The following is a 13,805-nucleotide window of genomic DNA, read 5'->3' as shown; positions in this document are numbered from 1 at the left end:
ATCCTGTCCGATCAGTAGTGCAGCGCGCGTCCGTAGGCGTCGAGCACGCTTTCGTGCATCATTTCCGACAAGGTCGGGTGCGGGAAAACGGTCTGCATCAGTTCCGCCTCGGTGGTTTCGAGCACCTTGCCAACTGTATAGCCCTGGATCAGCTCGGTCACTTCGGCGCCGACCATGTGCGCTCCGAGCAGCTCGCCGGTCTTGGCATCGAAGACGGTCTTGATGAAGCCCTCGGCCTCGCCCAGCGCGATCGCCTTGCCATTGCCGATGAAGGGGAAGTTGCCGACCTTTACCTCGAAACCGGCCTCCTTGGCCCTGGCCTCTGTCATTCCCACGCTCGCGACCTGCGGGTGGCAATAGGTGCACCCCGGAATGGCGTTGCGGTCGAGCGGGTGCGGGTGCACCTCGCTATTGCCCATCTCCTGTGCAATCGCCTCGGCCGCGGTGACGCCTTCATGGCTCGCCTTGTGCGCGAGCCACGGGCCCGGAGTGCAGTCGCCGATCGCCCACAGGCCCTTCGACTTGGTGCGGCCATAGGGGTCGATCTGGATGAAGCCGCGGTCCATTTCCGCATGGCTTTCAAGCCCGATATTCTCGGTATTGGGCATGATCCCGATCGCGACGATGCAATGGCTGAACTGGTGTTCGGCGACATTGCCCTTCGCGTCCTTGATCTTGGCGTTGACGCCCTTGGCATCGGCCTTGATGTCCTCGACCCCGGCGCCGGTCATGATCGTCATGCCCTGTTTCTTGAGGTTCTTTTCAAGGAAGGTGGAGACGTCCACGTCCTCGACCGGCACGATACGGTCGAGCATTTCGACCACGGTAACTTCGCAGTCCATATCGTTGTAAAAGCTGGCAAACTCGATTCCGATCGCGCCGGACCCGACGACCAGCAGTTTCTTCGGCAGCTCGCTCGGGGTCATGGCGTGGCGATAGGTCCAGATGCGCTTGCCATCGGCAGGCGCGAACGGCAGGTCGCGCGCCCGCGCACCGGTGGCGACGATCACGTGGCTGGCGGAGAGCTTCTCCTCGCCCTTGTCACCCTTCACCGTCAGCGAGGTTGCGCCGGTCAGCGTCCCCTCGCCCATATGCACGGCGATCTTGTTCTTCTTCATCAGGTGCGCAACGCCCTGGTTCAGCTGCTTGGCGACGCCGCGGCTGCGCTTGACGATGGCCTCGAGGTCGGCCTCGATCTCGCCTGCCACCTTGAGCCCGTAATTGGTCGCATTGTCCATGTAGTGCTTGATCTCGGCCGAGCGCAGCATCGCCTTGGTCGGGATGCAGCCCCAGTTGAGACAGATGCCGCCGAGGTTCTCGCGCTCGACGATCGCGGTCTTGAGGCCCAGCTGCGCGCAGCGGATCGCCGCGACATAGCCACCGGGACCCGATCCGAGCACGATCACGTCATATTGGTTGTCAGCCATCGTTCTTTTCCTTGGGATTTGCATGTGCGCGCGCATTCACAGCGCGCGGCCTGTCATCATCGTCGAGCAGCACGAACTTGAACGTGCCGCGCGAAACTGTCGTCTCATCCTCGCCATTGCGCGCGCGTCCGACGCCTTCGGCAAGGATGGTGAGCGAGGTGTTGCCGGTCGCCGTGACCTCGCAATAGACGCTGAGCTCGTCGCCGAGCTGCATGGCGCCGGGAAAGGTGAAATCGGTGGCGTGGACAACCACAGCCTTGCCCTCACCTACCCGGCTCGCAAGCGATCCCGCGCCCAGAGCCATCTGCGCCATCAGCCAGCCGCCGAACACCCCGCCATAGGGGTTGAGATCGGTCGGCATCGCGGTGGCGCGGATAGTCAGGTGCCGGTCAGCCATACTGCGCCTCGCGCATGGGCTTGAGGATCCACAGCCAGCCAAGCAAAGCGAACACGTTCGCAGCAATCCAGCTCGGCACGCCATAGAAAAGCGCACCGAACTGCCCCCAGAGCAGCGATGTCACCAGAATCATCATCACTCTCGCGAGATTGGCAGCCATCAGCACCGCACCGATCTTGCGGATGAGCGTGTCGCTCGCGAGGAACAGCACGAGCAGCGCGACCGGAAGCCCGATAGCGAAGCTGCCGAGCAGCGCGACCGGAAGCAATTGCACCGCGAAGGTCGCACCCGATGATCCATCCGTGCCTGACGCGAAGAGGATCGCCATCGGGAGCCATGCCGCGAGCGCCGCGACCGCTGCGATCGCCACCGATTTCGCGATCACGACGAGGATCACACCACAAGCCCCATAGGGTTCTCGATCAGGGTCTTGAGCTGGTCCATCAGCTTGGCCCCGTCGACCCCGTCGATCGCGCGGTGGTCGAAGCTGCCGGTCGCACTCATCACCGTTGCCACGGTCAGTTCGCCGTCGACCACATAGGGGCGCTGTTCGCCCGCGCCGACCGCGAGGATCATGCCTTGCGGCGGATTGATCACCGCGTCGAACTGCTTGGTGCCGAACATGCCGAGGTTCGAAAGGCTCGCGGTGCCGCCCTGGTATTCGTGCGGCTGCAACTTGCCCTCGCGCGCCTTGCCGGCCAGCTCCTTCATCTCGTTCGAGATGTCCGCGAGGCTCTTCTTGCCGGCATCGCGGATGATCGGGGTGATCAGGCCGGAAGGCGCCGCGACCGCGACCGAGATGTCCTGCCGCGTATATTGATGCATGACATCGCCCTGGAAGCTGACATTGCACTGCGGCTCGCGGTGCAGGGCCTTGGCCAGCGCCTTGATGATCAGGTCGTTGACCGAAAGCTTGATCCCGTCGGGTTCGAGCGAAGCGTTCAACTGCTTGCGCAATTCGAGCAAGGGATCGAGCCTTATATCGACCGTCAGGTAGATGTGCGGAACGGTCTGCTTGGCTTCGGTGAGGCGGCGCGCGATGACCTTGCGCACATTGTTGAGCTTCTGCTCTTCGTAAGGTGCGTCGTAATCACTGGCGGCCTGCTGCGTTGCGCTTGTCGCGGGAGCCTTGGCATCCTGGCTCGCGGCGGGCGCAGACTTGGCCGTGGGCGTGAAGCTGTCGATATCGGCTTTGACGATCCGGCCGCCCGGACCCGATCCGGTCACGTCGGCCAGATCGATCCCCTGATCGCCTGCCAGCTTGCGCGCCAGCGGCGATGCGATCACGCGGTTGCCGGAACGCTGCGGCGGGTCCTGCGTGCCGCCGCGGATCGCCTCGACATCGGCCTTGATGATCTTGCCGCGCGGGCCGCTGCCCTCGACCGTGGAGAGGTCGGTGCCACTTGCCGCCGCGATGCGCCGGGCGACGGGCGTTGCCTTGGCACCCTCGTTGCTGGCCGGCTTGGCGGCATCTTCGGGTGCGTCTTCGCTCTTGGCAGGTTCTGCTTGAGCCTCGTCGCTCGCCGGGGCGCTGTCACCCGATGGCGCTTTCACATCGGCGATGTCTTCACCCTCTTCGGCGAGCATCGCGATGACCGATCCGACCGCGACATTCTCGGTCCCCTCTTCGATCAGGATCGCGGCCAGGGTGCCTTCATCGACGGCCTCGAACTCCATCGTCGCCTTGTCGGTCTCGATCTCGGCCATGATATCGCCCGAACTGATCTCGTCGCCGACCTTAACGAGCCACCTGGCAAGCGTGCCTTCTTCCATCGTGGGAGAAAGCGCGGGCATGCGGATTTCAAGAGCCATGGCGGTGGTGAAACTCCGTTACGGAACACTGGGAAAAGGGTCTCGCCGCCGCTTTAGCCGCTCGCGCGTGTGGGGCAAGCATTCTCGGTCCCTCTTGCCAAATTGGCACTTTGTCAGGATATCAGGCGGCCGAGAGGGTGAATTATGCGCACATTCCTGGTCATTACCGATGAAAGCGACGAGGCGCGCGCAGCCCTGCGCTTTGCCGCGCGGCGCGCGGTAGCGGTCGATGGCGCGGTGCATATCCTCGCGCTCGTCGCACAGCAGAATTTCAGCGCGTTCGGCGGGGTTCAGGCGACGATCGAGCAGGAGGCGCGCGACCGCGCGGAAATGCTCGCCCACGGAGTTGCCGGTAACCTCCTGGCCGAAAGCGGGATCATGCCGACGATCTCGGTCAAGATCGGCAACGGGCAGAAGATCGTCAGCGCGTTTCTCGAATCGCACAAGGAAGTCGCCGCGCTGATCCTGGGTGCGGCCAAGGGCGGCAATCCCGGTCCACTGGTGACATACTTTGCCGCCTGCGCGGGATCGCTCCCCTGCCCGCTCTACGTCATTCCCGCCGATTATGACGAGCGCGACAGCGACCACATGGCCTGACGCAGCGCTGACCGCCGAAGACCGGCGATCAGGTCAGCGTGCCGCGCACCGGGTAATCGTTCTTCAGGATGAAATCGATGCCCTGAAGCAGTTCATCGAGCGGCGGACGGGTAAAGGGCGCGTTCTGCACCGAGGCGAGATAAAGCGTGCCATCGCTCCGCACGAGGAACATTCCCGGCTCTGAAAAGCGCTCGGGCTCGTCGCTGTCGGGCCGGCCTTGCGAGATGTAGAGCCCCCAGTTTCGCGCAGTCTCCTCGCTCATCGCGAAGGCAAGCGGCAGGTCGCCGGTTTCCCATTCCCGATCGACCGTCCGGGCGCGCTCTTCGCTATCCATCGAGACGGCCACGACATTGATCCCGCGCTTGGTGAATTCGTCCAGCTTCGCGCCCACCGCCTTGAGCTGCTGGCGGCAGATCGGACAGTGCTTGCCGCGATACATCACGACGAGAGTGAAATTGTCCGGCTCCTGATTGGCGAGGTCGAACTCGGCATCGATGGTGAGCGGCAATTTGAGGTCAGGCACGGCGTTTCCGGGCTTGATCATGGGTGTAGTCTCCTTTGCCTGACCAATGCTCCGAGACCCCGCAGTGTTCCTCGTCAGGTCAGCGCTTGCGCCCCTGGTGGCGGATATTGCCGGGCCGGCCGCGCTTGCCGGTGGCGTATTTGCCTGCCTTGCCGCCGGGCTTGCCATCGCGCCTTTGCCCCGAGCGCGGCCCCGGCCTGCGACCGCGGCGGTGCTCGGGCCTCCCGCCGCGCGCCTCGATCGGGTTGCCATCGGCATCGAGCGGCACGAATTTGAGCGCACCGGTAAGAGCGTTGGCCTCGCCCAGTTGCAGCTTGAGACGGTCTCCCGCGGCATAAGTGGTGCCGGTGTCCTCGCCGATCAGCGCCTGTGCGGCCTCGTCATAGCGGAAATGTTCGCGTCCCAGCGTCGAGACCGGGACCAACCCGTCACCGCCAAGACCGAGGATGGTCGCGAAGAATCCGAAGCTCTGCACGCCGGTGATGCGGGTGTCGAAAGTCTCGCCTACCCGACCCGAAAGCCATGCCGCGACATAGCGATCGATCGTGTCTCGCTCGGCCTCCATTGCGCGTCGTTCGGTCTGGCTGATCGCGTCGGAAACTTCCTGAAGGCTCTTGCGGTCCTTGTCCGACAGGCCGGTCGTATCAGGCAGCGCGCCATCCTTGGGCCGTGGCTGTTCGAGCTTGTAGGCATCGACCAAGGCACGGTGGACGAGCAGGTCGGCATAGCGACGGATGGGCGAGGTGAAATGCGCGTAGGAACCCAGCGCCAGGCCGAAATGGCCGGCATTGGTCGGGCCGTAATAGGCCTGGGTCTGAGTGCGCAGCACCGCTTCCATCACCTGCGCCTTCTCAGCCTCGTCGTTGACGTCCTTGAGCAACCGGTTGAACAGGCCCGGCGTCACCACCTGGCCGAGCGCGAGCTTGCGCCCCATCGTCCCGACGTAATCGCGCAGTGCCACCAGCTTTTCGCGCCCTGGCACTTCGTGCACGCGGTAAACCACCGGGGAAGTCCTGGCCTCGAGAGCCTTGGCCGCGGCGACGTTGGCGGCGATCATGAAATCCTCGACCACGCGGTGCGCATCGAGCCGTTCGCGTACGGCGATCTCCGCGATCTTGCCGTCATCGCCCAGCACCACGCGGCGTTCGGGCAATTCGAGTTCGAGCGGGTCGCGCTTGGCCCGCGCCTCGGCGAGCAATTTCCACGCGCCCCACAGATTGGCGAGATATTCAGGCGGATTGCCTTCATCCACCGCGGCCTGTGCGTCCTCATAGGCGATATTGTGATGGATCCGCACGATTGCGCGGGTGAAACCGCGGGTCTCGACCTTGCCGTTTGCGTCGATATGGACATGGCAGACCATCGCCGCGCGGTCCTCGCCTTCGCGCAAGGAGCACACATCGGCTGACAGGATTTCGGGCAGCATCGGCACGACGCGGTCAGGGAAATAGACCGAATTGCCGCGCTTTCTCGCCTCGCGGTCGAGCGCGGAACCGGGGCGGACATAATAGCTGACATCGGCGATCGCGATCAGCGCGTTGAACCCGCCCTTGCCATCGGGCTGGGCCCAGATTGCATCGTCGTGATCGCGCGCATCGGCAGGGTCGATCGCCACGATCGGCACATCGCGCAGGTCTTCGCGCTTGTCTTCGTGAAGTGGCAGCTCGGTCGCAGCGCGCGCTTCCTCGTGCACGGCTTCGGGGAAGACATGCGGGATGCCGTGCTTCGCAATCGCGATCAGGCTGAAGCTCTTGGGTGCCAGCGGGTCACCGATCACCTCGACGACATTCACGCCCGACCTTTCGGATTTGCCCGCAGGCTCGGCCAGGACCAGCAGGCCTTTTTCGGCGCCACCGAGGTCGCGGATCGGCGAGGAATTGCGCACGCGCTTGTCGACCGGCGCGAGCCACGGCTTGCCCGCGCCGTCGATTTCGACGACGCCCATCAGCCCCTCGGTGCGCGCGGGAAGTTTCTTGATTGGGTGCGCGACCCAGCCGCTCTCGCGTTCCTCGGTCCGCGCCAGCACGCGATCACCGCGTTTCACCGCGGGCGCGCGCTTGCCGCCCCTGCCCTTCATTTCCTTTACGATCAGGCGCGGAGGCTTCTCGGGCGCATCGGGCGACCAGTTGTCGGGGATCGCGATCGGCTCGCCGTCTTCGATCTCGGTGACCCTGAGGACAGTGACCTTCGGCAAGCCGCCCATGCGGTGATAGGCGGTCTTGCGGCCGTCGATCAGGCCTTCCTCGGCCATGTCCTTGAGCAGCTTCTTGAGCGCGATCTTCTCCTGCCCCTTGAGGCCGAAGGCGCGCGCGATCTCGCGCTTGCCAGCGGGGATGTCGGAGCCTTGGATGAATTCGAGGACCTGCTTCTTCGTCGGCAGGCCCGGTGTCTTGGCGTGTTTCTTTTTCGTCATTTCGCGCCTGATATGGTGCGCGTGCGCGGCGAAGTCACCCGCTGAGCGCGATTATTCGCTCTCAGGCTCCGCCAAAGGCGCAAACGCACCGCCCGGGACCGCGCTCGCAACCGGCGAACAGATTGCGCCCGAACAGGCCGAAACCCCGATCAGCCAGTCATCGCCGCGCAGCGGAATGGTGTGCCGGTGCGGCGCTTGGCTCGCCGGATCGCGAATGAGCCCGAACACCGGGTCCCAGCTCTCGCCGCGCGAGCCTTCAGGCACCTGTTCGCGCCAATGCGGTTCGTCGGTGCGGCGCACGTGGATGCGATACGTATCGGCCCCTGCGACGGGGTGGACCGTCAGCTCGGTGTCGACCCGCACCGCGGCGTCGGCGGTGACGCTGGGCGGCATCGGCGCGCGGGCAAGGTAATCGAGCGCGCGGACGTTGAGCCGGCTCGCGCGGGTCAGATAGGTGAAGTCGATCTCGTCGACGGTGTCGCCATATTTGGTCCCGTCCTCGGTCCGCAGGTCCTGGTGCTGATGATCGTAATCCTCGACCGCAACGGTTACGCGCACGGCGGGATAGCCGCGATCGAGGAACGGGATCTGGTCCCCGCCCCGCCCCATCCGGTCGGTCCGCCAGATCTGCCGGACCTGAATGCCTTCGGGATATTGTGCCGCGAAACCGGCCAGCCAGCGCGACAGGTTACGCCCGGGCGCATCGTTCTCACCGCCGAACCGTCGCTGTCGTGCACGCAATTGCTCGGTCGAATCCGCGCGCAGACCTTCGGAAAAGACCCGCACAACGTCCGGCTCGCAATAGCCATCCGCCCCGCAGGAATTGCCGATCATGTCGTTGTTGAGCACCGCCTTCACCGTCATGCCCTGCTCGGTCACCCAGTCGGCGAGGATGCCCGCGCCGTAGAGCCCCTGCTCCTCGCCGGTGAGCAACGCATAGATGATCGTGCTCGGATATTCGCGCTGGCTGAGGATGCGCGCGGCCTCAAGCACCATGACGCTTCCCGAGCCATCGTCGTTCGCGCCGGGTGCATCGTCCGTGCCGTTCAGCGGATCGGTCACGCGGCTGTCGTAATGCGCCTGGACGATAATGACTTCATCGGGCCGCTCGGTCCCGCGCTGGATCGCGACCGCATTGCGGATCAGCGTGGGTTCGGGAATGCGGCGCCCATCGGGCTCGACCACGCGGCCCACGGCCTCGACCTCGAGGCAACTATTGCAGCTCTCGCTGATGCGGCCGAATTCGGCCAGCGCCCAATCGACAGCGGCGCCCACCCCGCGGGTCGGGTGGTCCTGCGCTGACAGGGTGTGGCGCGTGCCGAACCCGACGATGGTGTCCATGTCGGCGCGCAGGCGCTCTTGCGATATTTCGAGGCCGGGATCATCGCCCGCAGCATGCGAGGCGGCGTCGTGGGCGTGGTCATCAGCCGCGAGCGGGGTCGCGGCGACGAGGGCGATGAGTGCGAGGCGTCTGATCATGGCCGCGAACCTTGCAGGGCGCGCAGTCAATGACAATAGCTGTTTGAATCGGCGTCAGTAAGCGCGCGCGACAAAGATGCGTTCGGCGGCCTTTTCTCCGGTGAAGATGCAGGTGCCGTCCGCCGGTTCGCCATCGCGCGGGACGTTGCGAATGGTCAGCTTTTCACCCTTGAGCCGTTCGACCACGTCATCGAGTGCCTTGCCGGTGGGCCGCGCCCACTGGACCTCGACCCAGCCGGGATATTTGCCGCCCTTGCGGAAGAAATTGACCACGCCGTGCCAGTCGGTGATGCCGCGGGTGATATTGGCATCGCGGCGCTCGCGCGCCTCGGTGAAAAGCGCATCCTGGATGTCTTCGAGCAGTGCCGGTACTTCCGCCGCGAACTGGTCGCGGGCGACGAATTGCATCGCGGGCTTGCCGTTGTCGGTGTTCCAGAGCCGATCGCGGCGCAGCACGGCGAGCTTGGCGTTCTCCATGTCGCGCGGACCGACCTCGATAATCACCGGCGCACCCTTGCGCACCCAGTCCCAGCGCTTGGCGGTGGCCTTGCCCGGGGTCTTGTCGAGAAGGACGCGGATCGGTTCACCCAGCGCGCTCTGCCCGGCGATCGATGCGCGCACTTCCTCGCAATAGGCGAGCACCGCCTCGTCTTCGGGCTTGTCGCGCAGCATGGGCAGGATCACAACCTGGTGCGGGGCGATGCGCGGCGGAACGCGTAGGCCGTCGTCATCGCCATGGGTCATCACCACCCCGCCGATCAGGCGCGTCGATGTGCCCCAACTGGTCGTGTGGCACAGCTGCTGTGTCCCTTCGCGGTCCTGGTAGCGGATTCCGGCGGCCTCTGCGAAACTGGTGCCGAGATAGTGAGAGGTGCCCGCCTGAAGCGCCTTGCCATCCTGCATCATCGCCTCGATCGACCAGGTTTCGTCGGCACCTGGGAAACGCTCATTCTCGGGCTTCTCGCCGGCGATCACCGGCACGGCGAGGTCTTCCTCGACACAGGCGCGGTACATTTCGAGCGCGCGGTGCGTCTCCTCGAGCGCCTCTTCGCGGGTGGCGTGGGCGGTGTGACCTTCCTGCCAGAGAAATTCGCTGGTGCGCAGGAACATGCGAGTGCGCATTTCCCAGCGCACGACATTGGCCCACTGGTTGAGCATCATCGGCAGGTCGCGCCAACTCTGCACCCAGCGCGCCATGGCATCGCCGATGATCGTCTCCGAAGTCGGGCGCACGACCAGCGGTTCCTCCAGTTTCGCTTCGGGGTCGGTCGTCAGCCCGCCCTTGCCATCTGCGATCAGGCGGTGATGGGTGACCACCGCCATTTCCTTGGCGAAACCTTCGACATGGTCCGCCTCGCGTTCGAAATTGGCGAGCGGTATGAAGATCGGGAAATAGGCATTGGGGATCCCGGCCGCCTTGATGCGGTCATCCATCAGGCGCTGCACGCGTTCCCAGATGCCATAGCCCCATGGCTTGATCACCATGCAGCCGCGCACCCCCGATTCCTCGGCGAGGTCAGCCGCAGCGATGACCTCCTGATACCACTTGGCAAAATCGTCCTGACGCTTGACGTTGAGCGCGTGGCGAATGTTGGACACTTGGCTTTGATCCCGTTCGGTCAGCTTTGGATTACGCGCCGCGCGCTAGCCCAACTCGGCGCCGTCGCCAAGCCTTGCCGGTCACGCCAATCCGCAGGTCGCCTACTTGCTCAGCTCGTCGAGCTTCTTCTGCATTTGCGCCATCTGTTCGCGCATGGCTGCGATCTCTTCGGCAGAACCGTCCTTCGCCGCCTGGTCGCCAGGCTGCGCAGCGTTCCTGGAGGCCGAACGCGGGATCAGTGTCTCGGCCGCGGCGCGCATCATCGCCATATTTGTCTCGTGGATGGCCGCGAGCGGGTTCTTCGCCATGCCCTGTTCGAAAGCTTCGCGGATTTTCGACTGGTTCTGGCGAAAGTTCGTCATGCTCGCCTCGAGGTATGACGGCATCAGGTTTTGCATGGAATTGCCATACATTCCAATCAATTGGCGCAAGAAGCTCACGGGGAGCATCTGCCCGCCATTGGCTTCCTCGTCCATGATGATCTGAGTGAGGATCGAATGGGTGATGTCCTCGTCGGTCTTGGCATCGAAGACCGCGAATTCGACATTGTTGCGCACCATCGCTGCCAGGTCTTCGAGCGTGATGTAGCTCGAGGAGGCGGTGTTGTAGAGCCGCCGATTGGCGTATTTCTTGATGACGATTGTGCCTTCGGGAAGATCAGCCGCCTTGCCCTTTGCCTTGCGTGTCATGTGCTGCCTGCCCCGATATATTCCAAGCGAAAATTCCGGAGGCCTTCTTAGCACCTGCACAAAGTGCAGTGCAACATAAGCACGCAGCGAACTTGTCCTCGGCCCGGTTTGACCAGTCACGTCTTCAGGCGCGAGCCGAGCACCGTGAGCAGTTCGTATTGCGAAAGCCCGCTGCTGCGCGCCGCCTCGCCAAGGTCGAACGGCACCGAGAGCCAGTCGCCTTCGCGCAGGTCCGGTGCGGCCACGCAATCGACGACCACCATGTCCATCGACACCTTGCCAAGAAGCGGGAGCGCGCGTCCCCGATGCGCCAGGCTCGTTCCGGGACCGCGCGCGCGCAGGAAACCGTCGGCATAGCCGAGCGACACCGTGGCGATGCGCATGTCGCGGGTCGCGGTGAAGGCAGCGTTGTAACCGACGCTTTCACCCGCAGAGATTGACCGCATCTGGATCACCGCCGCCTCAATCCCCGCGACCGCGCGGATTTCGCTCGCCAGTTCTTCGCGCGGGATGCCGCCATAGATCGACAGGCCCGGGCGGGTGAGATCAAACGCGAAGTCTTCGCCCAGCGAGATCCCTGCGCTGTTGGCAAGGCTTGCCCGGCGATGCGACACGGCGCTGCGGCAATCGGCAAAGCGCGAGAGCTGCCGCGCATTCATCGCGCTATCCTCGTCGGCGCAGGCGAGATGGCTCATGAGTATGTCGATATCGAGCGCGCGGATCGCGGGGTCGGTCAGTTCGCCGGGTGCGACACCCAGGCGGTTGATGCCGGTGTCGATCATCAGGTGGCATGTCCCGCCACCGCCTTCGCTCCAGCGGCGCGCCTGAGCGAGAGAATTGATCACCGGGACCGCGCCGGCCTCCCTCGCATAGGCGACTTCGTCGTCGCGCATCGGACCATGCAACACCGCGATTTGGGCGGGATCGACGTGGCGTGCGGCGGCCGCAACCTCGCTCCAATGCGCGACGAAGAACTGCTCGCAGCCGGCATCGCGGATAGCTGGCAAGCAGCGGTCGGTGCCCAGGCCATAGCAATCCGCCTTGATCGCCGCGCCCGCGCTCGCCGCGCCCGAAAGCGCATCGAGCGCGCGCCAGTTGTCGGCAAGCGCCTGCGCGTCGACCCGCAGGCGGAGCGTGGGATCAGGCGGTGGCGACATCGTCTTCGAAGTCCCGAGGAGGCCCGTCCTTGAGCCCCCACCAAGCGACGATCACGCCGAATGCGACCACGCCCCAGGTGTACCACAGACCCGAATAGACATTGCCGGTGCTCGCGACGATAATTCCCGAGATCAGCGGCAAAAACCCGCCGAGATAGCCAGCGCCGATGTGATAGGGGATCGACATCGAGGAATAACGGATCTTGGGCGGGAACATCTCGGACAAAAGCGCCGCGACCGATCCATAGGTGAGCGCCGAGAGCATCCCGACGCACAGCAAGAGCGCGATGATCCCGGCCAGTTGTGCAAGGCCCGGCGTCTGGCGCGAGAAATCGAAGCCAGCTTCGCTCAGTGCAGCTTGCAGGCCGGAAGTGCGCGCGCTGCCATCGGCCAGCCAGTCTTCGCCGATGGCGATTTCCTCGCCCCCGACGGTGACGCCCAGCTCGCCGCCCTCGACGAAATCGTAGGACACCCCGCTCGCGATCAGCGTGCCGAGGATCTTGCCGCAATCGGTCTGCTCGCGGTCGAACAGTTCGGCGAAGGGATCAGTCACGCATTGCTCACCGGTGACGACCACCGGGTTGCGCTCTGCCGCTTCGGCGAGGCCGGGATTGGCAAGTGCGCCCAGCCCCCAGAAAATCGGGAAGATCAACACGAGCGTTGCGAGCGCGCCGATTATGATCGGCTTCTTGCGCCCGATGCGGTCGGACCACTTGCCGACGAGGATATAGAACGACATCGAGACCCCGCCCGCGATCAGCATGACGATTTCAACCGTGGTTTCCTCCAATCGCATGTCGCCTTTCAAGAAGGACAGGCTCGAGAAGAACGCCGAATACCAGATCGTCGTCAGGATCCCGGCGACCCCGAACAGCGCGACGAAGATGCGCTTCTTGTTGCCGGGATAGGTGAAGCTTTCGATGAACGGGTTGCCGCTGGTCTCGCCGGCTTCCTTCATCGCCTTGAAAACCGGGCTTTCGGACAGCTTGAAGCGCATCCACAGCGAGATGATCAGAAGCAGGATCGACAGCAAAAAGGGTACGCGCCAGCCCCATTCGACGAAGTCATCGGCGGGGATGACAAGCCGGCAAAGCAGCACGACGATAATCGAGAGAACGAAGCCGCCAACCACGCTCGCCTGTATGAAGCTGGTGTAGAAGCCGCGCTTGTCCGGCGGAGCGTGTTCGGCGACATAGATCGCCGCCCCGCCATATTCGCCTCCCAGGGCCAGCCCCTGGAGCACGCGAAGGATAATGACGATGATCGGGGCAATGATTCCCACCTGGTCGACGGTCGGGATAAAGCCCACCCCGGCCGTCGCGATCCCCATCAAGGTGACGGTGACGAGAAAGGTGTATTTGCGGCCCAGCCTGTCGCCGAGAAAGCCAAACAGGATCGCCCCGATCGGACGGAAGGCGAAACCCACGGCGAAGGTCGACCACACCAGCAGCAGGCCGAGCGTCGGGTCATCGACATCGTAGAACGCATCCTTGAGGATGTAAGCGAGCGTTCCGTAGATAAAGAAATCATACCACTCGAAAATCGTCCCCGCGCTCGATGCGCCGACGACGAGCCTGATCTCGCTCGCGGTCGGTTCGCGATCGGCCAGCGCCTGTGCCTCTGCCATGCGTGTCTTTCCCCGTTCCCTCTGACTGAGCGCCCGCATCATGCGGCAGGCGTCTCGACCGCGCGTGGTCTAGCCGTTGGTGTG

General features: G+C 64.2%; 12 protein-coding genes. 1 reads left to right on the top strand and 11 read right to left on the bottom strand.

Annotated elements, in window-relative coordinates; translation table 11 throughout:
• Positions 1 to 11: 11 nt before the first annotated feature.
• From lpdA to ACKTSM_RS08685, 4 genes are read right to left on the bottom strand one after another with little or no spacing between them, the layout of a single operon-like run.
• Positions 12 to 1,427, bottom strand: coding sequence for a dihydrolipoyl dehydrogenase (lpdA, locus tag ACKTSM_RS08700; RefSeq protein WP_407874266.1), 1,416 nt, complete (start codon positions 1,425 to 1,427; stop codon positions 12 to 14).
• Positions 1,420 to 1,824, bottom strand: coding sequence for an acyl-CoA thioesterase (locus tag ACKTSM_RS08695; RefSeq protein ID WP_407874265.1), 405 nt, complete (start codon positions 1,822 to 1,824; stop codon positions 1,420 to 1,422). Before ACKTSM_RS08695 ends, lpdA begins: the two co-directional genes overlap by 8 nt.
• Complete coding sequence (locus ACKTSM_RS08690) at positions 1,817 to 2,221, bottom strand: hypothetical protein (RefSeq protein WP_407874264.1); 405 nt, start codon at positions 2,219 to 2,221, stop codon at positions 1,817 to 1,819. The genes ACKTSM_RS08695 and ACKTSM_RS08690 overlap by 8 nt, the downstream gene beginning before the upstream one ends.
• A complete protein-coding gene (locus ACKTSM_RS08685) occupies positions 2,218 to 3,636 on the bottom strand; it encodes a 2-oxo acid dehydrogenase subunit E2 (protein ID WP_407874263.1) in 1,419 nt (472 codons plus the stop codon). Before ACKTSM_RS08685 ends, ACKTSM_RS08690 begins: the two co-directional genes overlap by 4 nt.
• A gap of 144 nt (positions 3,637 to 3,780) precedes the next feature.
• Between ACKTSM_RS08685 and ACKTSM_RS08680 the strand changes: the two genes are divergently transcribed.
• The gene (locus ACKTSM_RS08680) at positions 3,781 to 4,233 is read left to right on the top strand and encodes a universal stress protein (RefSeq protein WP_407874262.1); all 453 of its coding nucleotides are present in this window, start codon (positions 3,781 to 3,783) and stop codon (positions 4,231 to 4,233) included.
• 28 nt (positions 4,234 to 4,261) lie between these two features.
• Here the strand turns inward: ACKTSM_RS08680 and ACKTSM_RS08675 are convergent, their stop codons facing one another.
• The 7 genes from ACKTSM_RS08675 to ACKTSM_RS08645 all read right to left on the bottom strand — a co-directional run bounded on the left by ACKTSM_RS08675 (position 4,262) and on the right by ACKTSM_RS08645 (position 13,721).
• On the bottom strand, positions 4,262 to 4,777 hold the full coding sequence (locus ACKTSM_RS08675) for a peroxiredoxin-like family protein (protein WP_407874261.1): 516 nt from the start codon (positions 4,775 to 4,777) through the stop codon (positions 4,262 to 4,264).
• Between the two features lie 58 nt (positions 4,778 to 4,835).
• Positions 4,836 to 7,169, bottom strand: a complete 2,334-nt coding sequence (locus tag ACKTSM_RS08670; protein ID WP_407874260.1) for a ribonuclease R family protein — start codon at positions 7,167 to 7,169, stop codon at positions 4,836 to 4,838.
• 51 nt (positions 7,170 to 7,220) lie between these two features.
• The gene (locus tag ACKTSM_RS08665) at positions 7,221 to 8,648 is read right to left on the bottom strand and encodes a M28 family peptidase (protein ID WP_407874259.1); all 1,428 of its coding nucleotides are present in this window, start codon (positions 8,646 to 8,648) and stop codon (positions 7,221 to 7,223) included.
• A 54-nt stretch (positions 8,649 to 8,702) separates the two neighbouring features.
• The gene (gene proS / locus ACKTSM_RS08660; RefSeq protein WP_407874258.1) at positions 8,703 to 10,247 is read right to left on the bottom strand and encodes a proline--tRNA ligase; all 1,545 of its coding nucleotides are present in this window, start codon (positions 10,245 to 10,247) and stop codon (positions 8,703 to 8,705) included.
• A 102-nt stretch (positions 10,248 to 10,349) separates the two neighbouring features.
• Complete coding sequence (gene phaR, locus ACKTSM_RS08655) at positions 10,350 to 10,937, bottom strand: polyhydroxyalkanoate synthesis repressor PhaR (RefSeq protein WP_407874257.1); 588 nt, start codon at positions 10,935 to 10,937, stop codon at positions 10,350 to 10,352.
• Between the two features lie 116 nt (positions 10,938 to 11,053).
• The gene (gene alr, locus ACKTSM_RS08650; protein WP_407874256.1) at positions 11,054 to 12,094 is read right to left on the bottom strand and encodes an alanine racemase; all 1,041 of its coding nucleotides are present in this window, start codon (positions 12,092 to 12,094) and stop codon (positions 11,054 to 11,056) included.
• The gene (locus tag ACKTSM_RS08645; RefSeq protein WP_407874255.1) at positions 12,078 to 13,721 is read right to left on the bottom strand and encodes an MFS transporter; all 1,644 of its coding nucleotides are present in this window, start codon (positions 13,719 to 13,721) and stop codon (positions 12,078 to 12,080) included. Before ACKTSM_RS08645 ends, alr begins: the two co-directional genes overlap by 17 nt.
• Positions 13,722 to 13,805: the final 84 nt, after the last annotated feature.

Source organism: Qipengyuania nanhaisediminis (assembly GCF_045862805.1).
Taxonomy (GTDB): domain Bacteria; phylum Pseudomonadota; class Alphaproteobacteria; order Sphingomonadales; family Sphingomonadaceae; genus Erythrobacter; species Erythrobacter nanhaisediminis_A.
Note: the sequence above shows the minus strand (reverse complement) of the source record. Positions and strands in the feature narration are given on the sequence as shown.